21 protein-coding genes are annotated in these 22565 nt (G+C 72.9%); 6 read left to right on the top strand and 15 right to left on the bottom strand.

Features of this window, described 5'->3' with window-relative positions; translation table 11 throughout:
• Window positions 1–55 precede the first annotated feature (55 nt).
• The 4 genes from HPC71_RS02765 to HPC71_RS02750 are packed head-to-tail and all read left to right on the top strand — an operon-like array spanning window position 56 to window position 3535.
• Window positions 56–874 carry a hypothetical protein gene (locus tag HPC71_RS02765; protein ID WP_171896051.1) on the top strand — a complete coding sequence of 273 codons (819 nt, stop codon included), beginning with the start codon at window positions 56–58 and terminating at the stop codon, window positions 872–874.
• A gap of 40 nt (window positions 875–914) precedes the next feature.
• Window positions 915–2030, top strand: a complete 1116-nt coding sequence (locus HPC71_RS02760) for a fumarylacetoacetate hydrolase family protein (protein WP_171896049.1) — start codon at window positions 915–917, stop codon at window positions 2028–2030.
• A 9-nt stretch (window positions 2031–2039) separates the two neighbouring features.
• A complete protein-coding gene (locus tag HPC71_RS02755) occupies window positions 2040–2537 on the top strand; it encodes a nitroreductase family deazaflavin-dependent oxidoreductase (protein WP_154613580.1) in 498 nt (165 codons plus the stop codon).
• Window positions 2538–2587: 50 nt separating this feature from the next.
• A complete protein-coding gene (locus tag HPC71_RS02750; RefSeq protein ID WP_171896047.1) occupies window positions 2588–3535 on the top strand; it encodes a metallophosphoesterase in 948 nt (315 codons plus the stop codon).
• A 17-nt stretch (window positions 3536–3552) separates the two neighbouring features.
• Here HPC71_RS02750 and HPC71_RS02745 read toward each other — a convergent pair whose 3' ends face one another.
• A complete protein-coding gene (locus HPC71_RS02745; RefSeq protein ID WP_216656526.1) occupies window positions 3553–4653 on the bottom strand; it encodes an NAD-dependent epimerase/dehydratase family protein in 1101 nt (366 codons plus the stop codon).
• Between the two features lie 122 nt (window positions 4654–4775).
• Here HPC71_RS02745 and HPC71_RS02740 point away from each other — a divergent pair, with 122 nt between their 5' ends.
• Window positions 4776–5810 carry an LLM class flavin-dependent oxidoreductase gene (locus tag HPC71_RS02740; RefSeq protein WP_154613578.1) on the top strand — a complete coding sequence of 345 codons (1035 nt, stop codon included), beginning with the start codon at window positions 4776–4778 and terminating at the stop codon, window positions 5808–5810.
• A gap of 240 nt (window positions 5811–6050) precedes the next feature.
• Here the strand turns inward: HPC71_RS02740 and HPC71_RS02735 are convergent, their stop codons facing one another.
• From HPC71_RS02735 to HPC71_RS02675, 13 genes are all read right to left on the bottom strand, one after another.
• Window positions 6051–6830 (bottom strand): acetoacetate decarboxylase family protein, encoded by a 780-nt coding sequence (locus tag HPC71_RS02735; protein ID WP_154613577.1) that lies wholly within the window; start codon window positions 6828–6830, stop codon window positions 6051–6053.
• A gap of 42 nt (window positions 6831–6872) precedes the next feature.
• On the bottom strand, window positions 6873–7664 hold the full coding sequence (locus HPC71_RS02730; protein WP_154613576.1) for an acetoacetate decarboxylase family protein: 792 nt from the start codon (window positions 7662–7664) through the stop codon (window positions 6873–6875).
• A complete protein-coding gene (locus HPC71_RS02725) occupies window positions 7661–8350 on the bottom strand; it encodes a nitroreductase family protein (RefSeq protein ID WP_154613575.1) in 690 nt (229 codons plus the stop codon). The genes HPC71_RS02730 and HPC71_RS02725 overlap by 4 nt, the downstream gene beginning before the upstream one ends.
• Window positions 8347–9153: an SDR family NAD(P)-dependent oxidoreductase gene (locus HPC71_RS02720; protein WP_154613574.1), complete on the bottom strand. Its 807-nt coding sequence runs from the start codon at window positions 9151–9153 to the stop codon at window positions 8347–8349. The genes HPC71_RS02725 and HPC71_RS02720 overlap by 4 nt, the downstream gene beginning before the upstream one ends.
• Before the next feature lie 104 nt (window positions 9154–9257).
• Window positions 9258–10256 carry a zinc-dependent alcohol dehydrogenase gene (locus tag HPC71_RS02715; protein WP_154613573.1) on the bottom strand — a complete coding sequence of 333 codons (999 nt, stop codon included), beginning with the start codon at window positions 10254–10256 and terminating at the stop codon, window positions 9258–9260.
• A gap of 1 nt (window position 10257) precedes the next feature.
• The gene (locus tag HPC71_RS02710; RefSeq protein WP_154613572.1) at window positions 10258–11091 is read right to left on the bottom strand and encodes an SDR family NAD(P)-dependent oxidoreductase; all 834 of its coding nucleotides are present in this window, start codon (window positions 11089–11091) and stop codon (window positions 10258–10260) included.
• On the bottom strand, window positions 11088–12089 hold the full coding sequence (locus tag HPC71_RS02705; RefSeq protein WP_171896045.1) for an ABC transporter permease: 1002 nt from the start codon (window positions 12087–12089) through the stop codon (window positions 11088–11090). The genes HPC71_RS02710 and HPC71_RS02705 overlap by 4 nt, the downstream gene beginning before the upstream one ends.
• A 10-nt stretch (window positions 12090–12099) precedes the next feature.
• Window positions 12100–13650: a sugar ABC transporter ATP-binding protein gene (locus HPC71_RS02700; protein ID WP_154613570.1), complete on the bottom strand. Its 1551-nt coding sequence runs from the start codon at window positions 13648–13650 to the stop codon at window positions 12100–12102.
• A 46-nt stretch (window positions 13651–13696) separates the two neighbouring features.
• The gene (locus HPC71_RS02695; RefSeq protein ID WP_154613569.1) at window positions 13697–14734 is read right to left on the bottom strand and encodes a sugar ABC transporter substrate-binding protein; all 1038 of its coding nucleotides are present in this window, start codon (window positions 14732–14734) and stop codon (window positions 13697–13699) included.
• Between the two features lie 94 nt (window positions 14735–14828).
• The gene (locus tag HPC71_RS02690) at window positions 14829–16379 is read right to left on the bottom strand and encodes a class I adenylate-forming enzyme family protein (protein ID WP_171896044.1); all 1551 of its coding nucleotides are present in this window, start codon (window positions 16377–16379) and stop codon (window positions 14829–14831) included.
• An 11-nt stretch (window positions 16380–16390) separates the two neighbouring features.
• The gene (locus HPC71_RS02685) at window positions 16391–17983 is read right to left on the bottom strand and encodes an acyl-CoA synthetase (RefSeq protein ID WP_154613567.1); all 1593 of its coding nucleotides are present in this window, start codon (window positions 17981–17983) and stop codon (window positions 16391–16393) included.
• Between the two features lie 130 nt (window positions 17984–18113).
• Complete coding sequence (locus HPC71_RS02680) at window positions 18114–19127, bottom strand: cyclase family protein (protein WP_154613566.1); 1014 nt, start codon at window positions 19125–19127, stop codon at window positions 18114–18116.
• Between the two features lie 60 nt (window positions 19128–19187).
• Entirely contained in the window at window positions 19188–19805 is a 618-nt protein-coding gene (locus tag HPC71_RS02675) for a hypothetical protein (RefSeq protein WP_154613565.1), read from the bottom strand.
• A 333-nt stretch (window positions 19806–20138) separates the two neighbouring features.
• Here HPC71_RS02675 and HPC71_RS02670 point away from each other — a divergent pair, with 333 nt between their 5' ends.
• Window positions 20139–20753 carry a TetR/AcrR family transcriptional regulator gene (locus tag HPC71_RS02670; RefSeq protein ID WP_154613564.1) on the top strand — a complete coding sequence of 205 codons (615 nt, stop codon included), beginning with the start codon at window positions 20139–20141 and terminating at the stop codon, window positions 20751–20753.
• Window positions 20754–20779: 26 nt separating this feature from the next.
• Here HPC71_RS02670 and sucB read toward each other — a convergent pair whose 3' ends face one another.
• Window positions 20780–22564 carry a 2-oxoglutarate dehydrogenase, E2 component, dihydrolipoamide succinyltransferase gene (gene sucB, locus HPC71_RS02665; RefSeq protein ID WP_154613563.1) on the bottom strand — a complete coding sequence of 595 codons (1785 nt, stop codon included), beginning with the start codon at window positions 22562–22564 and terminating at the stop codon, window positions 20780–20782.
• Window position 22565: the final 1 nt, after the last annotated feature.

Genomic DNA, 22565 nt, shown 5'->3' with positions numbered 1-22565 from the left:
CTCCGATAATCGGACGCCGATGTCCGCTATGCAGGCCGAGGCTATCGTGGCGCCCGTGACGACGGAACCGTTCTGGACCGGACTGGTCGACGACGCCGCGATCTTCCCGCCGGGCGACGCGGAGCTGGCCACGGCCGCCGAGGCGTACGCCGCGCGGACCGGCGACGCCGCGACGCTCACCGGCTCGTTCGTGGTGCGCGACACCGACCTGCCCGCGCTGCCGGCCGGCTTCGCCGGGCCCCTGACCGTCGTGGTCACCGGCGGCGCCGGCCAGCTCGCCGGACCGGCCGCGCTGTGTGCGCGGCGGGGTCTCCCGCTGGCCGGCCTCGACGTCGCGCTCCGCGACCTCGACGACCTGCCCGGGAACGCCCGCCGGGTGGTCGCCGCCGTCGACGCGGCCCGCGCCGAGGGCGTGCTGGACGAGGACGTGGCGGTGCACGTCGAGCTGCCGCAGTCGGAGGCGACGTACGCCTGGCTCGCGGCGGCCGACGAGGTGGCCGCCGCCGAGCTGCGCCTGAAGCTGCGCACCGGCGGGCTCGAGGCCTTCCAGCACCCGCCGGCGCCGCTGCTCGCGACCTGGATCGACGCCGCGCTGGACCGCGAGACGCCGTTCCGGTGCACCGCCGGGCTGCACCGCGCGTTGCGCCACGCCGGCGAGGACGGCGCCGAGCGGCACGGCTTCCTCAACCTGCTCGCCGCCACCCGGCGGGCCTTCGAGGGCGCCGGCGCGGACGAGGTGGTCGCGACGCTGGAGGACCGCGACCTCCGGCCCGACCCCGCGGAGCTCGCCGCCGGCCGGCGGTGGTTCACCTCGTTCGGCTCGTGCAGCGTCGAGGAGCCGATGGCCGACATCCGGGCACTGGGCGTCGGATGAGGGGCGCTTCGGGTGAGGGCACACGGGTAACGGGACCCGCGTGAGCACCGGATTCGACCTCGACCACCTCCCCTACGGCGTCTTCACCGTCGCCGGCGACCGCCGCCGCGTCGGCGTCCGCCACGAGGACACCGTCCTCGACCTGGCTGCCGCGACCGGCCGCCCCGAGCTGGCCAGCCCCTCCCTGAACGCCTTCATGGCGCTCGGGCCCGAGGTCTGGCGCCAGACCCGGGAGGAGGCGCGGGCGCTGCTGGAGGGCGGCGCGGAGACCATCGCGCTCGCCGACGTCGAGCTGCACCTGCCGTTCGAGGTCGCCGACTACGTCGACTTCTACGCCTCCGAGCACCACGCCACCAACGTCGGCCGCATCCTGCGCCCCGACTCCGCGCCGCTGCTGCCGAACTGGAAGCACCTGCCCGTCGGCTACCACGGCCGGGCCGGGACGGTCGTGGCCAGCGAGACCCCCGTCGTCCGTCCGTGCGGGCAGCGCGGCGGCCCCGACGGCCCCACCTGGGGGCCCAGCCGCCGCCTCGACGTCGAGGCCGAGCTCGGCTTCGTCGTCGGGGCGCCCTCCTCGCTCGGCGACCCGGTGCCGTACTCCGCGTTCGGCGAGCACGTCTTCGGCGTCGTCGGCCTCAACGACTGGTCCGCGCGCGACCTCCAGGCCTGGGAGTACGTCCCGCTCGGGCCGTTCCTCGGCAAGTCCTTCGCGACCTCGGTCTCGCACTGGGTGACGCCGGTCGCGGCGCTCGACGCCGCCTGGTGCGACCTGCCCGCGCAGGATCCCGAGCCGCTGCCCTACCTGGGCCCCGGCCAGGTCCGCGGGCTCGACATCGAGGTGGAGATCGAGCTCGACGGGGAGGTGGTCAGCCGGCCGCCGTACCGCACGACGTACTGGTCCCCCGCGCAGATGCTCGCCCACCTCACCTCCAACGGCGCGTCCGTGCGGACCGGCGACCTGTTCGCCTCCGGCACCATCAGCGGACCCGAGCCCGACCAGCGCGGGTCCTTCCTCGAGCTGTGGGAGGCCGAGCGGTTCCTCGAGGACGGCTCGGAGGTCGTGCTGCGCTACTCCGCGCCCGGCGTCGGCGGCGGGCGGATCACGCTCGGGGACGTCCGTGGCCGAATCGAACCGGCGCGGGCCCCGCTCGTCTAGGTTGCCGCCATGGGCCTGCTCACCCCGCTCGCCGTGCGGATCGGCGCGATCTCCTGGATGCCGCGACTGCTCCCCCAGGTCGTGTGGACCGACAAGCGGCTCCAGTCGCTCACGCGCGGGCGGGTCAGCATCCTCGACGTCGCCGGGTTGCCGAACCTCACGCTGACCGTCCCGGGCCGCAAGTCCGGCGTGCCGCGCAGCACGCCGCTGTTGTGCGTGCCCCACGACGGCGGCTGGCTGGTCGCCGGCTCCTACTTCGGCGACCCGAAGATGCCGATGTGGGTGCGCAACCTCCGCGCCGCCGACCCGACCGCCGGCACCGTCACGGCCACGATGGGCGGCCGCACCGTGACCGTCGCGGCCCGCGAGCTCGACGGCGAGGCCCGGGCCGAGGCGTGGCAGGCGATGCTGCGGACCTGGCCGAACTACGCGCTCTACGAGCAGCGGACCGACCGGACGATCCCGGTCTTCCACCTCACGCCGCTGGCCGCCTCGAACGCCGCCTGAGCGCTGCTGGGCACGGGCGCGCGTCGCCGAGGGGGCCTACCCTGGACCGCGTGGCCCACCACGTCCAGCTCGGCCAGCACCCGGACCCCACCCACACGATCGCGCACGTGAGCGACCCGCACCTGCTCGCCGGCGGCGCGCGGCAGTACGGCGTGGTCGACCCCGAGGCCGGCCTGCGGCTGGCCCTCGACCGGCTCACCCGCCTGCCGCACTCCCCCGACGCGCTGGTCTTCACCGGCGACCTCACCGACCTCGCCGAGCCGGCGGCGTACGAACGGCTGCGGGCGCTGGTCGAGCCGGCCGCGGAGGCGATGGACGCCCAGGTCGTGTGGGTGATGGGCAACCACGACGAGCGCCCGGCCTACTCCCGGCTGCTGTTCGGCGAGGAGTCCGACGCCCCGCAGGACCGCACGTACGACGTCCGTGGCCTGCGCGTGGTCGTCCTCGACACCACGGTGCCGGGCTACCACCACGGCGAGCTCGCCGACGAGCAGCTGACCTGGCTGGCCGGCGTCCTCGCCGAGCCCGCCCCGCACGGCACGCTGCTCGCCCTGCACCACCCGCCGATCCCGGTCCCGATGCTGCGCGCCGCCCAGGTCATCGAGCTCGCCGACCAGCACCGGCTGGCCGAGGTGGTCGCCGGCACCGACGTCCGGTCGATCCTCGGCGGGCACTTCCACTTCACGACGTACTCCACCTTCGCCGGCATCCCGGTCTCGGTGGCCTCGGCGAGCTGCTACACCTCCGACCCGGCCCCGCTGCACCGGTTCGTCTCCGGCATCGACGGCCACCAGGCGATGACCATGGTCCACGTGTACGACGACCGGGTCGTGCAGACCGTCGTCCCGCTCGCCGACGCCCCGGAGGTCAGCGGCGTCGCCGCCACCGTCGTCGCGCAGCTCGAGGCGCTGAGCGCCGAGGAGCGGCGCGAGCTGCTCAGCCGCAAGGACTCGCCCTTCAACCGCGGCGAGCTCGCGGACGAGTTCGGTCGCTGGTAGCGGCGGTCCGCGCGCCGTCAGCGCGTGGGCGCTGGCAGGATGCTCCGCCGGACCAGCACGTCGAGCCAGTGGCGCATCGTGTCCTCGGTGTCGCGGCACGACGCGAAGCCCGCCTGGCGGATCTTGATGGTCGAGAGGAACCGGGGGAAGACCTCGTCGAGGTCGCCGAGGTTGAAGCAGAGGTCCGCGTAGTGGTGGGACTCCCCCAGCACGTCCGCCAGGCTCAACCGACGCAGCCCGTGGCGCTCCACCACGTGCCGCCAGGTCTCGGCGTGGGACGGCAGGAACGTCGCCATCTCACGACGGTGGTCGGGGCCAGGCGCCAGGCCTAGCGCGTCGGCAAGCGCCGGCCACAGGTCGCGCCACTCGAAGACGTCGCCGTTGGTGAGGTTGAAGATCTCACCCGCGGCGGCGGGCGCCGTCGCGGCCCACGCCGCGGCCTCGGCCACCAAGCGGGCGTCGACGGCCTCCCACACGTAGCTCGCGCCGCCAGGGAAGGCGAAAGGCAGCCCCGCCTCGCGACAGATCGCGCCGTAGGCACCGATCACCGGCACGAGGTTCATCGCGGCGCCGAGGGCGCCGCCGACGATGAGCTGCGGGCGCAGGACCGTCCAGGCGAAGCCGGCGCGCGCGGCGGTGGCCTTGAGGTGGTCCTCCTGCAGGAAGTAGAAGTTGGCGTGGTCGTCGCGCGGTGCACGCTCGCGGGCGGGCACGGGGATCGGGTGCAGGTGCGCGCCGTACGCCTTGGTCCCCTGCAGCAGCGTCACGTGCTCAAGCGCACCAGCGGCGGCGAGCGGGGCGAGCAGGTTGCGGAACATCTCGTCGTTGACCGCCATTTGGTCGGCCGCGGTCCAGCCGTCGACCAGCCCGGGCTTCTCGTACAGAGCCGCGTACGCCAGGTGCGTCACCGGCCCGAGCGATCCGACGGCTCGCGCCACCTGATCCTTGTCCTGCAGGTCGACCGCCAGGTGCTGGTACCACGCCGGGTCCGGGGTGACCTCCAGCTCGGGCTCACGGCGCGAGAGCGCGACGAGCGACCAGTCCTCCTCTCCCGCCAGGACGTCGACGAGCGCCGATCCCACCACGCCGCTCGCCCCTGCGACCACCATGCGCCTCATCAGGACTCCTATCGACCGCTCGGTCGTCCGAACCTAGGAGATGTGGTTGCCATCACACAAGGGCCGTGGCTAGCGTGCCTAAGTGAACCGACCGATGAGTCGGGAGGGAGTCAGGAGGCGCCATGAAGTACGGATACATGCCCGACACCCACGGCGGGCCCTACGACCAGCCCATGCCCGACCGCGAGCGGGCGGCCGCCTTCGCCGAGCACCTGATGAACGAGGCCGTCGCCACCGAGGTCGCCGGCTTCGACGGGGCCTTCGTACCGGAGCGGCACGCCCGCACCGAGACCATGTGGCCCGACCCGCTGATGGCTCTGATGGCGATGGCCATGCGAACGACGCGGGTGCAGCTGGGCACGTGCGTCCTCCAGCCGGCGTACTACAACCCCACCCACCTCGCCGAGCAGGCGGCGCTGGTGGACGTGGCGAGCCGGGGCCGGCTCGTCCTCGGGATCGGCTCGGGCTATCACCAGGGATACTTCGACCACTTCGGCGAGCCTTTCGACCAGCGCCTCGGGCGCTTTCGCGAGTCGGTCCGCTTCCTACGTCGCGCCTGGGAGGGCGAACGCTTCGACTGGGAGGGGCAGCACTGGCAGATGCGGGACGTCCTGGTGAACCCAGCGCCGTACCAGCCGGGCGGACCGCCGATGTGGTTCGCCGGGACCACCGAGGTGGCGGTGCGCCGCGCGGCTCGCGAAGGTGACGGCCTCGTCCTCCTGGGGTTCTACGACCCGCTCCCGGAACGTCGGCGGATCGTCGACCTCTATCGCGCCGAGGCGGAGCGAGCGGGCCGGAAGCCGGTGGTGGTCCAGCTGCTCGACGGCTTCGTCGCCGACACTTTCGAGCACGCCCGCGACACCTTCGGGGATCTCTGGGTCGACGAGATCGCCTACTACCTGAAGTGGGGGATGATCGGCTGGTCCGAGACGATCCGGTCGATGGCGGACGTGACGTTCGAGAATCTCCGGCAGTACATGGTGGTCGGCAGCCCGGCCGACGCCGCCGAGACGCTCGGGCGCTTCCGCGACGAGATGGGTCTCGGCGACGACGACTGGGTCGTCCTACGGTCCCGGCTCCCCCAGGGTCCCTCCTTCGAGGAGACGCTCGGGTCGATCGACCGGTTCGGCACGCAGGTGCGGCCGCTCCTGGGATGAACGCTGCCCGGAAGAGGGTCAGGGCGTGATCGGGGCGACGTAGTCCGAGGAGTCGCCGGTGAGGACGACGTAGAACCGCTTGCGCGTCGTGGTGGTCGTGACCGAGCCGTCGCTGTTGCGCGGGCTCACCACGAAGGAGGTGGTGTTCTGCGCGGCGGCGGGAGCGCAGTCGGTGGGGATGCCGGTGTGAGGTGCGTTCGTGGCGAGGGCCCGACCGGATGGGGCCGGGCCCTCGAAGGGTCAGCCCGGCAGGCGCGCCGTGCCGAGGGCCGGCCAGTAGTCGGAGCGGCCGAGCGCCAGCGGAAGGAAGGCGTCGGCGTCCATCGCGCCGAGGGGCACGCAGGTCGCCTTCATGCCGGTCTCGACGTACACCGCGTCGCGGAGCTCCACCACCTCGAGCTCGTCGAGCGGGTCGTGGACCGTGCCGGTGAGCCGCAGGGTCGCCGGTCCCTTCCGCACCACCGTCGTGCGCTGGCCAAACTCCGCCATCATCAGCGTCGGCGGCCCGGCGAGCGCACCGCCTCCGGGCTCGAGCTCGTACTTGACGTTGAAGTTGCGCCCCAGGACCTCCACCGGCCCGCGGTCGGGCCCGAGGTCGGCCTCGATCTCGACCAGCCGATGCCCGTGCCGCTCCAGCACCCCGCTCATGTGGCCGTCGTTGCGCCACAGCGTCGAGGTGCCGATCTTCTTCGGCTCGCCGTAGAGGTCGCGGCCGAAGAGCAGCGGGACGTCGTCGTCCATGAACATGGTCAGCACGTAGTCACCGGCGACGCCGGCATGGCTGGCACTGACGTACACCGCCGACGCGGCGAAGTCCCCGACGCAGTTGCTGCGCCACCGGCTGACCTGCACGGTCAGCCGCGGCTCGGCGCCGGGGTCCAGCTCGGCCGGCAGGATGTCGCGGACGATCTCGGGGCGGGTCAGGAAGTCGACACTGAGCGACTCCCCGCCGACGAACTCGACGTCGGCGAGGGTCGCCCGGACGGCGGCGACCTCCTCGGGGGTGCGGCGGTAACCCACGGTGCTCTCCTCTTGCTGGACGACGGGACGACGTGAAGACGGTCAGGGCCGCGGGACGACGCGGCCCAGCGGCAGGGTGAAGTCGGTGACGGCGGTGAAGGCGTCGAGGACCCGGACGGGTCGGAAGACGTGCCAGGGGTCCGCCGCGCTGCCCGCACCTATCTCGACGGCACCGCGACCACGCCACAGCTCCGGGCGGCCGTCGGCCCCGCGGTGGGTGCGGGCGCGGACGTCGACGGCGACGAGCTCGTCGACCACCGGCGGCCGGCCCGGCTCGGATGCGGGGACGAGCCGGTGGCTCAGCGTCGGCAGCATCTCCGCCGTCGCCAGGGTGACCAGCTCCGCGGCGGGGAGCAGCCGCTCCGGCTGCATCGACATGGTCATCAGCCGGAGGCCGCGAGGGCGTTCGACGGTCATCACCAGCTGCTCGGTGCCCGGACCGCCGGCGTCGCGACCCGACCAGGTGAGCGCCGCCAGCTTCTTGCCGTACCCCCACAGCTCGCGCCCGGCGGCCATCGGCGCCTCCGCGTCGGTGACGATGACCGGCTGGTACCAGAACCGCTCCTCGCCGACGCGCACCCGCACGACGAGGTAGGCCTCGAGGTAGGGGCCGAAGGTCGAGGTCGGGTAGTGGCAGGCCCACGCGGCGCACGTCGCGGGGTCGCTGTCGGGCTCCACCCCGGCGGGGAGGTACGCCGCCAGGCCGGCCGCGTCGGCCTCGTAGACGACCCAGGTCTGCCGGGCCGCGCGGAACTCGTAGGGCGGGGGCGGGTAGAGCGGCGCGGCGATCGGCATCGAGACCGGCAGCGAGACCCGCTGGTCGCGGCTGCTCACGCGCCCTCCTCCGGCGACCACAGCGGGACGGAGGTGTCGAAGCCGGCCGGCTCGCCCCAGTGGTTGCGGTAGGTGACCTCGTGCGCCGGCCGGCGGGGCGCGACGCCCCAGCGACCCATCGGGTAGCCCATCGCCACGGTCGCCGCGAGCGTCCACCCGCGGTCCGGCGGGACGCCGAGCAGGGCCTTGGTGGTGTCGGGCCGGAAGACGTCGAGCACGTTGGTCATCGCGCTGCCGACGCCCTGGGCGCGCGCCGCGAGCATCGCCGACCACACGGCCGGGTAGGTCGAGCTGCCGTCGCGGTCGTTGCGGGAGAAGGCGAAGAAGAGCAGCGGGACGTCCTCGAAGTGGTCCGCGAGGTGCTGGACGCTGGCGCGCAGCTTGCGGAACCGCACCGAGGACGGCGCGTCCGGGTCGGCCTCCGCGGCGGCCACCTGGGCGGCGTAGTGGCCGCGCCACAGCAGCGCGACCGCCTCGCGGTACGGGCCGGCGAGCCGGGCGAGGACCTCGCGGTCGTCCACCAGCAGGAACCGCCAGGCCTGGGTGTCCCCACCGCTGGGGGCCCGGACGGCGGCGTCCATGATCCGGGCCTGCACCTCCACCGGCACCGGGTCGGGCCGCATCCGGCGCATGGCCCGGGTCGTGTAGAGCGCTTCCCAGAGCCCGGCCTCCGGCGCGGTGGTCATGCGGCCGTCCACCCGCCGTCGACGACCATGTTCGACCCGGTCATGAACCCCGAGGCGTCGGAGGCGAGGAAGAGCGCCGCGGAGACGATCTCCTCGGGGACGCCGAAGCGGCCCATCGGGATCTTGGAGAGCAGGTGGCCGCGCCACTTGCTGTGGCCGCGCAGGGCCTCGGTCATGTCGGTCTCGAAGTAGCCCGGTGACAGCGTGTTGACCCGCACGCCGCGCTCGGCCCACTCCAGCGCGAGGGTCCGGGTGAGCGCGTCGACGGCTCCCTTGCTGGCGGAGTACGCCGCCATCCGCTCCATGCCGACCTGGCCGTGGATGCTGGAGATGTTCACGACCGCGCCGCCGCCGGCCTGGAGCATGAGCTTGCCGGCCTCGCGGGCGCAGAGGAACGACCCGGTCACGTTGACGTCGAGCACGTGGCGCCACTCCTCGTCGTCGACGAGCTCGGCGCGCTTGAAGATGGGGCTGACGCCCGCGCAGTTCACCAGCGCGTCCAGCCCGCCCCAGCTGTCGCGGATCGCCTCGACGGCGGCGGTGACGGCCCCGCTGTCGGAGACCGAGCCGACGAGGACGAGCGGCTTGCCGCCGAGCTCCTCGATCTCCTGGGCGACGTCCCGGACGGCGTCCGCGGACCGCGCGGTCAGGGCGACCCGGGCGCCGGCAGCGGCGAACCCGAGGGCCATCGCACGGCCGAGTCCGCGGCTGGCACCGGTGACCCACACGCGGTGGTCACCGAGGTCGAAGGCGACCGACCGGGGATTGCCCGGGACGGGCGTCGGGGTGGAGGAGGTGGTCATGGGGACTCCTAGCGGCAGGTGCGGACGGGGGCTCGGCACCTGCAGGATCGAGCGCGGGTGGGGTGGTGGCCGGCGCGAGGTGCGGCCGACGCGTCGGAGGTGCGTCAGGCGCGCGGGACGATCGCGGCCTTGACGACGTGGTCCTCGGGCCGGGGCGCGTCGAGGGCGCGACCGGCCTGGGCGAGCGGGTAGCGGTGGGTGACCAGGTCGCCGAGCGCGACGCCGCCGGAGACGATGAGGTCCACCGCGGCGGCGAAGTCGGCGTCGACGTACCCGAAGGACCCGGTGACCCGGTGGGCGCCGACGGGCCACGGCACGGGCGCGTCGTTGAGCCCGACGAGCACGACCGGGGCGGTCGGCGCGAGCAGCGGGAGCGCCGCGGTGACCGCAGCCGGGACGCCGGAGGCGTCCAGGAGGGCGTCGTACGGCGCGTCACCGACCGGATCGCCGGGAGCGGTGACCGTCGCGCCGAGCCGGGCGGCGGCGCCGCGGCGGTGCTCGACGGGCTCGACGACGTGGACGGCGACGCCCTGGGCGAGCGCTGCCGCGGCGACGGTCAGCCCGACGGCGCCGGCGCCGGTGACCAGCACCCGGGTGTTGTCGGTGCCGCCGGCGAGCCGCACCGCGTGGAGCGCGACGGCGAGCGGCTCGGCCCACAGCAGGTCGAAGGGGTCGGTGCCCGGCGGCACAGGGACGACGTCCCGGCCGACCTCCACCTCGGGCAGGTGCAGCTGCTGGGCGAAGGCGCCCTGGGCGCCATAACCCAGTGAGCGCCCGGCGGTGGCGCCGCAGAGGTGGGTGTCGCCCGCCAGGCAGTAGGCGCAGGTGCCGCACGAGCGCATCGGGCGCACCGCCACGCGGGTCCCGACCTCGAGGCCGATGAGCGCCTCGCCGGCGACCGCGACGGTGGCCGAGAGCTCGTGGCCCATCACCTGGCCCGGCTCCACGTAGTGTCCATGGGCGTAGGAGGCGAGGTCGGAGCCGCAGACGCCGCAGGCCTCGACGTCGAGCAGCACGTCCGTCGGACCGACCGGCGGCTGGGCGAGCGGCTCGGTCCGGACGTCGTGCGGGGCGTGCAGCACGGCCCCCAGCGGATCGGACATCTCAGTGCATCTCCTGTCCGCCGGTGACGTTGAGTGCCTCGCCGGTGACGAAGGAGGCGCCCTCGGAGGCGAGGTAGACCGCCGCGGCGGCGACGTCCTCCGGGGTGCCGAACCGACGGGCCGGGATCTGCCGGGCGAGCCGACGGCGGTAGTCCTCCTCGGTGCGGCCGGCCGCACCCGAGAAGGTCTCGTACACGCCGCCCTTGACCGCGAGGAGCGGCGTGTCGATGGTGCCCGGGCAGATCGCGTTCACCGTCACGCCGTGCTCGCCGAGCTCGGCGGCCATCGACTGGGTCAGCCCGATGACGGCGAACTTGGCGGCGGAGTACGCCGCCAGCAGCGGCTGGCCGGTCTTGCCGGCCTGCGAGGCGATGGTGATGATCCGGCCGCTCCCCTGCGGCACCATCCGACGCGCCGCCTCCCGGGCACAGAGGAACGCCCCGGTCGCCATGACCTCGAGGTTGACCTTCCAGTCGGCCAGCGACAGCTCCGTGACCGGGGAGAGCCCGATCGCCAGGCCGGCACAGTTCACCAGCACGTCGACCCGGCCGTGTTCCGCGACCGCCGCGTCGAAGAGCGCGGTCACCTGCTCCTCGTCGGTCACGTCGCACGGGACGGCGGTGACCGTCCCGAGCACGCCGAGCTCCGCGGCGGCGGCCGCCAGGTGGTCCGGCGGCGCGACCTCGTAGTCGGGGTGGCTGGCGAGCGGGGCGCCGACGTCGGAGAGGACCAGGGTGTCCCCGAGCCGCAGGAAGGACTCGGCGATGGCTCGCCCCATCCCGCCGGCCCGGGCCCCGCCGGCGACGACGACGACCCGCGGACGGTGGTCGTTCATCGGCGCCTCATCACCAGGAAGCTGGCGGCGAAGACGGCGAGCAGCAGGATGATGCCGCGGACGGCGTACTGCCAGAAGGTCTCCACGCCCATGATCGACAGGCCGTTGTTGATGACGCCGATCAGCAGCACGCCGATGACGGTGCCCAGGATGTGGAACCGCCCGGGCCGCAGCGTGGACGCCCCGATGAAGGCTGCGGCGAAGGAGTCGAGCAGGTAGGTGTCGCCGACGCCCTGCGGCCGGCCGACGCCCAGGTTGGCGGCCACGATCATGCCGCCGAGGGCAGCGCAGGCCGCGGAGATGCCCAGCGCGAGCAGGGCGTAGCGGCGCACCGGGATGCCCGAGAGGCGGGCGGTCTCGGCGTTGCCGCCGATGGCGTACATGTGCCGGCCGAGCTGGGTCTGCTCGAGGAAGACGTAGAGGACGATCGCGACCACGGCGAGGAAGACGACCGGTGCGGGGACCGGGCCGATCTCGCCCTGGCCCATGATGAGGAAGCCGTCGGGGATGCCGGACAGGATGGTCTGGGAGTCCGAGATGCCGAGCACGACACCGGTCAGGATCGAGCCGACGGCGAGGGTGACGATGAACGCCGAGACCCCGCCGTACGCCACGACGACGCCGTTGAAGGCGCCGATGACCAGCGCGAGCGCCATGACCGCGATGACGGCGACCGCCGGGCTGCCGATGGTTCCGTCGGCCAGCCACTTGCAGGCGAGGAAGCCACCCAGCGTGGCCATGCCGGCCAGGCTGAGGTCGAAGAGCCCCTGCACCAGGGCGACGGTCAGCCCCAACGCGATGATGCCGAGGATCGAGACCTGGTTGAGGATGTTGAAGAAGTTCTGGCTGGTCGCGAAGACGTCGGGCTTCAGCAGGCTGAAGATCGCGATGCACGCCACCAGGCTGGCGATGGTTCCGTAGCGGCTGACGACGTCGATGAGCTTGTCGCTCCTCGACGAGTCCCGCCGGGGGCCGGTCGCGCGGGGCGACTCGGCCACTGCAGTGGAGCTAGACACTCTTCCTCCCGAAGGACAGTCGCATGATCGAGTTGACGGTGATCTCGTCGCCGGCGAGCTCGCCGACGACCTCCCCGTCGTGCAGCACGAGGACCCGGTCGCACACCCGCACGAACTCCTCGAGCTCGGTGGAGGTGAAGACGACCGCGGCGCCGTTGTCGGCGAGGTTGCGGGCCAGGCCGTAGATCTCGGCCTTGGTGTGGACGTCCACCGCAGCGGTGGGCGAGTCGAGCAGGTAGACCTTGGCCCGGCGCAGCAACCACCGGCCGATGACGACCTTCTGCTGGTTGCCGCCCGACAGGGTGCGGACCTCGCTCTCGAGGCCGCTGCTCTTCAGGCTCAGCTGGGCCATCACCTCGGCCACCTCGCTGCGCTCGCGCCCTCGACGCATGATCCGCAGCACCGGGTCGGTCCGGTAGGACCGGGTGGAGGCGAGCGTGACGTTCTCTCGGACGGACAGGTCGCTGACCAGCCCCTGGGCGAGGCGGTCGCGGGGCACCAGCGCCATCCCGGCCGCGACGGCCTGCTGCGGGTTGCGGATCTTGCGGGCCGTGCCCTCGACGAGGACCTCGCCCTGCGAGCGGCGCATGCCGTAGAGCGACTCGACGACCTCGCCCGCGCCCTCGCCGGGCAGGCTGGCGACGCCGAGGACCTCCCCGGCCCGCGCCTGCAGGTCGACCCCGCGCAGCACGTCGCCGCGCAGGTCGCGCACCTCCAGGACGACCTCGCGAGCAGGGGCGGTCGCGGTGAACGCATCGTGGGCGATCGCCTTCTCCGCCCCGACGAGCTGGTCGACCAAGCGGTCGTGGTCGAGGTCGGCGGCCTGCCAGGTCCCCACCAGCGCGCCGTCGCGCATGACGGTGATCCGGTCGCACACCTTGAACACCTCGTTGAGCCGGTGCGTGACGAAGACAAAGCCGATGCCCTCCTCGGCGAGCCGGCGCATCTGGGCGAACAGGATGTCGACCTCGGCGGGCTGCAAGGAGGTCGTCGGCTCGTCGAGGATGATCACCCGGGCATTGCTGGCCAGCGCCTTCGCAACGGCGACCATCGCCTGCTCGTGGGGGCCGAGGCTCTTGACCTCGCGGCGCGGGTCGAGGTCGGGGAGCCCGACCCGGTCGAGCAGCTCGCGGGTGCGGCGATGGGCGCGCCGCCAGTCGACGAGCACGCCCACGCGCCGTCCGAGCCCCTCGACCATCAAGACGTTCTCGGTGACCGAGAGCTCCGGCACGAGGTTCCCGTGCTGGTGGACCACCGAGATGCCGAGGGCCTGGGCGCGTTGCGGGTTGCGGATCTCGACCTGCGTGCCGTCGATCTCGACGGTGCCCGAGGTCAGCGCAATGGCCCCCGCGAGGGCCTTGATGAGGGTCGACTTGCCGGCGCCGTTCTCCCCGAGGAGGGCGTGCACCTCGCCGGCGTCGAGCGAGAAGTCCATGTGGTCGAGCGCCCGCGTGCCTGGGTAGTCCTTGACCGCGTCGCGGACCCTCAGGAGCGGGCCGGGGCGGGAGGCGGTCTCCCGCCCCGGCTCGTTCGGTGTCGTCACGTCAGCTGCCTGTCGCGTCGTGGTGGATGGTGTGGACCGGAGCGGCTCAGATGTCGCCGGGGAAGAACGCGCAGTTCTCCCAGTCAGGCTCCTCGCCCTCGGCAGGAACCGTGGTCTCGTTGATGAGGCACGGCTTCATGTAGACGACCTTGCTCGGGAGCGTGCCGCCGCCGACGATCGTCTCGATGGTCTCGACGGCCTTCGCGCCCATGAGCGGGAACGGGTTGGCGGGCTCCATCACGTACGGCGAGCCCTCCCGGATCAGGTCCCAGGCGAAGGAGTTGCCGTCGAACCCGACCGCGAAGACCTTGTCCTCCAGGCCGGCCTCCTGGATCGCACGCACAGCGGACGGGGCCAGCTCGTCCCAGCCGAGCCAGACGGCGTCGATGTCCTTGTCGGACTGGAGGATGTTGGTGAGCTGGTCGTAGGAGTCCTCGACCTGGCCGGGGACCTTGACCTCGATCTCGCGGACGACCTCGATGTCGGGGTTCTCGCTCACGACCGCCTTGAAGCCGGCGTCCCGGTCCCGGAGGGCCTGGAGCACGGTCCAGTTGAGCTTGACGATGCGTCCCTTGCCCTCGAGTCGGTTGACCATCTCGGCGGTCATCAGGGCGCTGTTGATGAACTCGTTGGTGCCGATCTCGGCGTCGACCCCCTCGACGAACCCGCCGTAGATCGACACGAACGGGATGTCGGCGGCCTCGGCCTCCTTCATGACGCCGGTCATCTGCGCGTTCGGGGAGGAGTTGTTGACGATGACGTCCACGCCGCGACTGATCAGGTCGCTCGCCGCGTTGTTGGTGGCGGCCTGGTCGCCCTGGCCGTCGAAGACCTCGACGGTCCAGCCCTTCTCCTCGGCCGCCTCGACGAACTGGTCCTTGATCCCGTTGATGCTCGGGGAGTTCAGGTTGACCGCGACGAAGCCGACCGAGAGGTCCTCGACCGGCTCGCCCTCGGCGGCCGCGCTGGAGTTGTCCTTGTCCTGCTCGGAACTGTTCGGCGTGGAGTCGTCGCCCATGGAGCAGCCGACGAGGGACAGGGTGGCCGCCAAGGCGACCGCCGTCAGGCGGATGGTGCGGTTCATTCCGTGCTCCTTCAGGGCAAGGTGGAACTGGTGTCAGAAGTGGTGGTGGGTAGTGCGGGTGCGGCCGGTGGTGCGCCGCGCGGAGCGGAGAAGGTCAGGCGTCGCGGAGCTCGGCCTTGACCACCTTGCCGCCGGGATTTCGCGGTAGCTCGTCCCGGATCTCGACCACCGCGGGGACCTTGAAGTGGGCGAGGTGCTCGCGGCAGAAGGCACGGACCTCGTCCGGTGTGAGGTCGTGCCCGGGCTTGGCGACGACGTGGGCGACCACGCGTTCGCCGTACTGCTCGTCCGGGACACCCACGACCGCGGCGTCCAGGACTCCCGAGTGCTGGTGGAGGACGTTCTCGACCTCGAAGCTGAAGACGGACTCGCCCCCGCGCTTGATGACGTCCTTGAGCCGGTCGCGCAGGACCACGAAGCCGTCCTCGAGGACGGCGGCGTCGCCGGTGGCGACCCACCCGTCCTCGTCGGTGAGCGGCGCGATCCCGTCGGCCGTCCAGTAGCCGAGGGCGACCTGGCCGCCGCGGACCACGATCTCGCCGATCTCGTCGGGGCCGGCGTCCTCGTCGGTCCCGGGGCGGCGCAGGCGGAGCTCGGTGAGAGGGAGCGGCCGGCCGACGCTGTGCGGCATCCGCACGGCGTCCTCGCCGCCGACGTAGGTGATCATCGAGCAGGTCTCGGTCATCCCGAAGCCGTTGCCGAGCGTCGCCTGCGGCATCGCCTCGCGCATCCGCTGCAACAGGGCCGTCGGCATCGGGGCGCCGCCGAAGAGGGAGAGGCGGAACCCTCCCAGCGCCTCGTCGTCGCGCTCGGCCGCCCGCTCCAGCATGCGCCACCACATCGTCGGGGCGCCGACGGTGGAGGTGCAGCCGTGGTCGCGGGCCGCGTCGAGGGCGCGACCGGCCTCGAACCCGTCGAGCAGGTACGCCGTGGCGCCGAGGAGGACGACCGGCACCGTCTGCGAGCACAGGCCGGTGATGTTGAACTGCGGGACCATCACCAGCTCGACGTCGTCGGGGCGGCGGCCGATCACGGTGGTGCAGGTGACGGCGTTCTGCAGGGCATTGCCGTGGCTGATCACCACGCCCTTGGGGCGGCCGGTGGTGCCGGAGGTGTACATGATCGCCGCCGGGGCGGCGGCGCCCGGCGTCGACGCCGGGAGGTCCGCGGCGGCCTCGCCGGCCAGGAAGTTGCCCTCGGCGTCGGCCACCGTCGAGCGGATCGACCGGTCGGTGACGGTCGCGGCCGCCTCGGCCGCGGCCCCCGCCAGGTCGGCGCCCACGAGCAGCAGGTCGGCGCCGCTGTCGGCGAGGAGGGCACCGAGGTCAGCCGGGGTGAGGCGGTGGTTGAGCGGCACGACGATCCCGCCGGCGGCCCAGGTCGCCAGCACCGCGACGGTGAACGGGAGCCCGTTGCCGGCCAGCACGGCGACCCGGTCGCCCTCGCCGACCCCGGCGGCGCGCATCCGTCGAGCGAGCCCGTCGGTCTCCGCGCCGACCTCGGCCCACGTCGTCGTGCCGACGGGGGTCACGAACGCCGGGTGGTCGCCGCGTGCGGCCACGGTGCGCCGCAGCATGTCGACCAGGTCGGCCGGCAGCGCGACGTCGTAGTGGCGGATGCCCCGCTCGTCGGTACGGGTGGCCACGGGCGGGGTGCTCATTCGGTCTGCCCGGTCTGGGCGAAGAGCTCCCAGTAGCTGTCCCGCAGCGTGCGCTTGAGGATCTTCCCGGAGGCGTTGCGGGGCAGCTCGTCGACGTACACCACAGCCGACGGCTTCTTGTACGACGCCAGGTCGCTGCGCAGGAAGTCGAGGACCTCCTCGGCGGGCGGCCGCTCGCCACCCTGCGCCACGACGACCGCGACGGGCGTCTCGACCCAGCGGGGGTGCGGGACTCCGACCACCGCGACCTCGCGGACGGCCGGGTGTCGCTCGACGGCCCGCTCGACCTCGGCGGGGTAGATGTTCTCCCCGCCGCTGATGATCATGTCCTTGACCCGGTCGACGACGTAGATGAAGCCCTCCTCGTCCTGCCGGACGAGGTCGCCGCTGTGGAACCAGCCGCCGCGGAACGCGTCGGCCGTCGCCTCGGGGAGCTTGTAGTAGCCCTTCATCACCGTGGGGCCCCGGTAGACGATCTCGCCGACCGCGCCCCGGGGCACGTCCTTGCCCTCGTCGTCGACGATGCGGACCTCGACGTTGACGGCGGGCAGGCCGACCGAACCCATCTTGCGCACGGCGTCGTCGGCCTTGAGGAAGCAGGTGTTCGACGACATCTCGGTCTGGCCGAAGGCGTTGACGATCCCGACGGTCGGGAAGGTCGTCACCAGCAGCTCGAGCGTGCTCGGCGGCGCCTGGGAGGCCCCCCACAGGGCTCGCCGAAGGCGGGAGGTGTCGATCTCGGTGGCGCGCGGAAGCTCGCAGATCTGCTGCCACTGCGTCGGCACGAAGTAGCACATGTCCGGCCGGTGGCGCTCGAGCAACCGCAGCGACTCCTCGGGGTCGAAGCCGGTCGACGGCGTGATGATGCAGGTGCCGGCCAGGTAGATGAACGGGAGCAGCCCGTTGACCCCACCGATGTGGAAGAGCGGGAGGCCGGAGAGCCAGGTGTCGCCCGGCCAGGCCTCCATCTCGAGGATCCAGTTGACCGTGTTGCACACCAGGTTCTGGTGGGTGAGCATCGCGCCCTTCGGGCGGCCGGTCGTGCCGGAGGTGTACATGAGGAACGCAAGGTCGTCCTCGTCGACGTCGGCGTCCGGCGCGGTGGGGCCGCCGGCCGCGAGGAGCTCCTCGTAGGACTCGGCGCGGCCCTGCGGCGTACCTGTCGTCGCCACCAGGCGGACCGGGGCGAGGCCGTCGGTCGACTCCAGGGCGAGCGCGGTCAGCTCGTCATCGGTCAGCACGGCGACGGCGTCGGAGTCCTCGAGGATGTAGGCCAGCTCGCTCGGGGCGAGCCGGAAGTTCACCGGGACCGGGCAGGCGCCCAGCTTCTGGCAGGCGAAGAACGACTCGACGACCTCGAGCCGGTTGTACATCAGCACCGCGACCTTGTCGCCGTGACCGACGCCCCGGTCGGCCAGCGCGTTCGCGAGCCGGTTGGCCCGCTCGTCGAGCTGGGCGAAGGTCAGCGAGGAGTCCTCGAAGACGACGGCCGTCCGGTCGGGGGCCCGGCGCGCGTTGCGCGCCAGGATCTCGCCCAGGACGAGCCGCCGGCTGCGGGCGAGCTCGCTGTCGTGCTGCGTGGTGTGCATGCGGTGTGTCCTCGGTGGTGTGCAGGCGGTTCGACGGGAGACGGGTCAGGGGCGGCCACCCGGACGGGGCCGGGGTCGGGCCGGCACGGGGCCGGCCCGACCCGCGCGAGGCGGCGGGGGCCGCTCGCGCTCAGAAGACGGCGACCGGGTTGGCCGGGGAGCCGGACGCGTTGGTCACGTTGAGCGGCGGCGCGGAGAGGAAGAACTCGTAGCGGCCGAGCTCCGCGCAGGTCGCCGAGAGGTCCTCGAGCCACCACACCTCGCCGAGGGTGAGGCCGAGGTCGCGGATCAGGCGCGCGTGGAGCGGGTAGACGTGCTCGAAGGGCTCCTCGTGCGGCTCGACCTCGACGGCGATGTTGTCCATCGCCAGCGCCGCGACGTCCTTCTCCGCGAGCCAGTCGACGACGGCCCGCGTGATGCCCGGAGCACCGACCTTCCAGTACTCCATCTTGTCCTCGAGCTGGTAGTACCACGGCACGTGCCCGGTGCGGATGACGAGCATGTCGCCCTCGCCGACCGTCACGCCCTGGGCCTCGGCGCAAGCGTCGAGGTCGTCGGGCGTGATGCCGTACTGCGGCTGCAGGCGGTCGACCCCCTTGAACTTCGGGAGGTCGAGCAGCACGCCGCGACCGACCAGGGTGTCCTTCATCTGGTGGATCGAGCCGCGACGGGCGCCGGCGTAGGACTCGACGTTGCCGATCCAGAAGCCGTTGAACATCGTGTCCTTGTAGAAGAAGTGGGAGAGGCCGTCCCACTGGGTGCTGCCCTGCAGCGGCATGAAGATGTAGTCGTCCGTGCCCTGGAAGTTCGGGTAGTCCTGCCCGGCCTTCGTGCCCGCGACGAAGTCCGAGCCGGTGTAGCCGTAGAGGTGGACGACGCCGGTGCGGGTCGGGTGGACCGGGCCGGAGCTGTCGAGCGGGATCGCGCAGCTGACGACCTTGCCGGTCTCGATCAGGCGGGCGGCGGCCGCGACCCGCTCCGGGGTCAGCAGGTTGGCCGTGCCCTTCTCGTCGAGCTCGCCCCAACGGCCCCAGTTGTTCGGGGTGCGGTCGTTGACGTAGCCGATGACCTTGCCGTTGGCGTCGACGGAGAAGACCGGCGGCGTCCACTCGTCCGACCACTTGCCATCTGCGGTGCGGCCCATGTGTTTCCTCCTGGTTGGTTCGGGTTGGGGTGTGGGATCAGCAGGGGTGCGGGACCGCGCTCAGGCGGCGGTGACCGCGGCGACCGCGGCGGCCCAGTCCGGCTCGGAGAGCCGATCGAGGACCGGGGTCACCTGGCGGGGGGCGAGCAGGGTGACCTCGCGCTGGACGAGCTCGGTCACGCTCGGGCGGCTGTCCGGGGACGCGTGCACCACGCACACGTGCCCCCCGCGTCGTACGGCGCGGACGGCGGAGCGCACGTCGGCCCCCGCCATGACGACCGCGGCTCGTCCGGAGGGCTCGCGCTCGGCGACCTGGGCGCGGACGGCCTCGTCGGTCAGGGACGGGGCCGCCAGGACGAGACCGTCGAGCATCCGCCCGGCCAGCACCGCGGTCGGCGATCCCGGCTCGGCCACGACCAGCGTGGTGCGGGCGCGGGGCGCCTCGAGGAGGGCGGCGGCGGCGAGGACGCCGGCGCGCAGCGCTGCGGCCGCGGCGACCGGCACCCGGGGAGACACGGAGCGGCCCTCGGCCGCCGGCACGGAGCACCACAGCCCGGCGCCGGCACGGCAGGTCCCGCACCGCCCGCAGGACCGGTCCACGAGGACCGTTGCGCCCTCGACGGCCGCGTCGACGACGAAGGTGCTCGTCCCCATCAGCATCGGTCCCCCACCCTTCATCCACCCGACTCGTCGGTCGGTTCGCTAGGTCGAGACGCTAGGTAACGCCGATCACAGTGTCAAGGGGTACGGGTGACTGCTGTCACAAATTTCGCCCGCTGACTTGGTCCTTGACGCCGCAGATGCGGCGGGAGACCATCGCGACAGCCGCGGGAATGACCAAAGTGGCAAGGACAGGCCCCGCCCGACCAAGAGGTCGGGAATCGATCCGCGGCACCCGAACGTCCCGACCACCGAGTCGGTTGATCCGCTGACGAGCACTACAGTTCCCACCCGTCAGCCACGGAAGGACGCGCACACGTGAAGACAGTGGACAGGGCAGCTCGGCGCCGCATGTCGTCGACCGAGCGGCGGCAGCAGATCGTCACCAGGGCCGCCGGCCTCTTCGACCAGTCCGGCTACTCCAACACCACGATGGACGACATCGCTCGGGACGTCGGCGTCGCAAAGCCCACGCTCTACCACTACTTCCCGAGCAAGGACGACATCCTCCACGCCATCCACGGCGAGTTCATCGACCTCCTCATCGAGCGGCACGAGGCGCGCACGGAGGCCGGGCTGCGGCCCGAGCAGCTGCTGCTGGAGGTCATGGCGGACATCCTGGAGCTGATGGAGACCCACCGCGGGCACGTCCGGGTCTTCTTCGAGCACCACCGCGAGCTCCCGCCCGAGGCGCGAGGGCCGATCAAGGAGAAGCGGGACCGCTACGAGCGGATCGTCGAGGACCTGATCGCGGCCGGGGTCGAATCGGGTGTCTTCCGCGCCGCCGACCCGCACCTGGCCGCCCTGGCCACCTTCGGCATGTGCAACTGGGCCTACCAGTGGTACCGCCCGGGAGGGCGGCTGCGGTCGCGGGAGCTGGCCTACCAGTTCTGGAACTACCTGGTCTACGGGCTCGGCACCGACCAGCTCACCCTGCCTACGCCGCGGGCGACGCCCCCGGCCTGACGGGACCCCTGAAGCCTGCAGACCCCTCAGCGGTAGTCGTCGACGCCCCACGCCTCCAGCCGCCGGCGGATGTCGACCAGGCAACGGGTCGCGTCCGCGCCGTCGACGGCGCGGTGGTCGAAGGTGAGCGCCAGCCGCAGGATCGGGCGGATGGCGATCGACTCCTGCCCGTCGGCCATCGTGACGACCCAGGGACGGCGCTGGATGGTCGGCATGCCCAGGATCGCGACCTGGGGCTGGTTGATGATCGCCGGCGCCGACACCGCCCCGACCGAGCCGGGGTTGGAGATCGTGAACGTGCCAGCGCGGAAGTCGTCGGGGCCCGGCTTCCCGTCCCGCAGCCGGGCCGCGAGGTCGGTGATGCCCTCGCCGAGCGACTCCACCGTCATCCGCTCGGCGCCCCGCAGCACCGGGACCATGAGGCCGCGCGGGGTGTCGACCGCGATCCCGAGGTTCACCTCGCCCCAGCGGAGCAGCCGCTCGGTCTCGAACGTCGCGTTGAGGTCGCGGTGGTCCAGCAGAGCGGCGCACGCCGCTCGCGCCACGAAGGGCAGGAACGACAGCTTGGAGCGCCCCTGGGCGGCCCGGTGCGCGTTGAGGCGCGCGCGCACGTCGGTGAGCAGCCCGAGGTCGACGTCGACCTCGGTGGTCATGTGGGCGGCGGTGCGCCGCGACCGCGACATGTGCTCGGCCGTCACGCGCCGGATGCGGCTCGTCGGGACGGCGTCGTACGGCACGTCCTCGTAACCGACCGGCAGCCCGTCCGGACCGACGGGTGCGGGGGCAGGCGCGCTCGGGGCGGTAGGCGCCTGGGCCGGGATCGCCGCGGCGGGCTGCTCGGCTCGTCGTCGGACGTCGGCGCGGGTGACGTGGCCCCCACCCCCGGTGCCGGTGACGGCGGTCAGGTCGACCCCCAGCGTGACGGCGAGCTGCCGAGCAGCGGGCGATGCGGCGGGGCGGCCGGTCCGGGTGATCGTGTCCAGCGTGCGGGCGACAGCCGCGCCGTGGTCGAAGCGCGCCGGACGCAGCTGCGCGGGCTCACCCGGGACGGTTGGGCCCGCCGGCGCGGGTGCCGCGGGCACGGGTGCCGCCGCGGGCGGGGGTGCCGCCGCGGGCGGGGGTGCCGCCGCAGGCACGGGTGCCGCAGGCGCGGGCGGTGCCGCGGGCACCGCGCCGTCGGCGGTGACGACCGCGAGCGGTTCACCGACCTGGACGACCTCGCCCTCGGCGTACAGCTGCTCGGCCAGGACCCCGGCGACCGTGCTCTCGATCTCGGTGTCGACCTTGTCGGTGGCCACCTCGCAGATCGGTTCGCCGACCTCGACCGTCTCGCCCACCCGCTTCAACCAGGTCGAGACCGTGCCCTCGGTGACCGAGACCCCCAGGCGGGGCATGAGCACCTCCGCCCCGCTCGCCGGCGCGGCCGGCGCCGGGTCGGGCACCGGGTCGGGCACCGGGTCGGGGTCGTCGCCGAACGACGCCGGGTCGGGCACGATCGACGGGGGCTGCTCCCGCTCCGCCAGCGGAGCGGGGGCAGGCGCGGGCGCCGGGCCGGGCGCGGAGACAGCCGGCTCGTCGGCGGACGCCACCGTCGCGAGCGGCGCGCCGACCTCGACGACCTCGTCGACGGCGTACAGCTGCTCGACCAGGACCCCGGCGACCGTGCTCTCGATCTCGGTGTCGACCTTGTCGGTGGCCACCTCGCAGATCGGCTCGCCGACCTCGACCGTCTCGCCCACCTGCTTCAACCAGGTCGAGACCGTGCCCTCGGTGACCGAGACCCCCAGGCGGGGCATCAGGACGTGCGCCATG

Origin of the sequence: Nocardioides marmotae, from assembly GCF_013177455.1 — a bacterium.
GTDB lineage: Bacteria > Actinomycetota > Actinomycetes > Propionibacteriales > Nocardioidaceae > Nocardioides > Nocardioides marmotae.
Note: the sequence above shows the minus strand (reverse complement) of the source record. Positions and strands in the feature narration are given on the sequence as shown.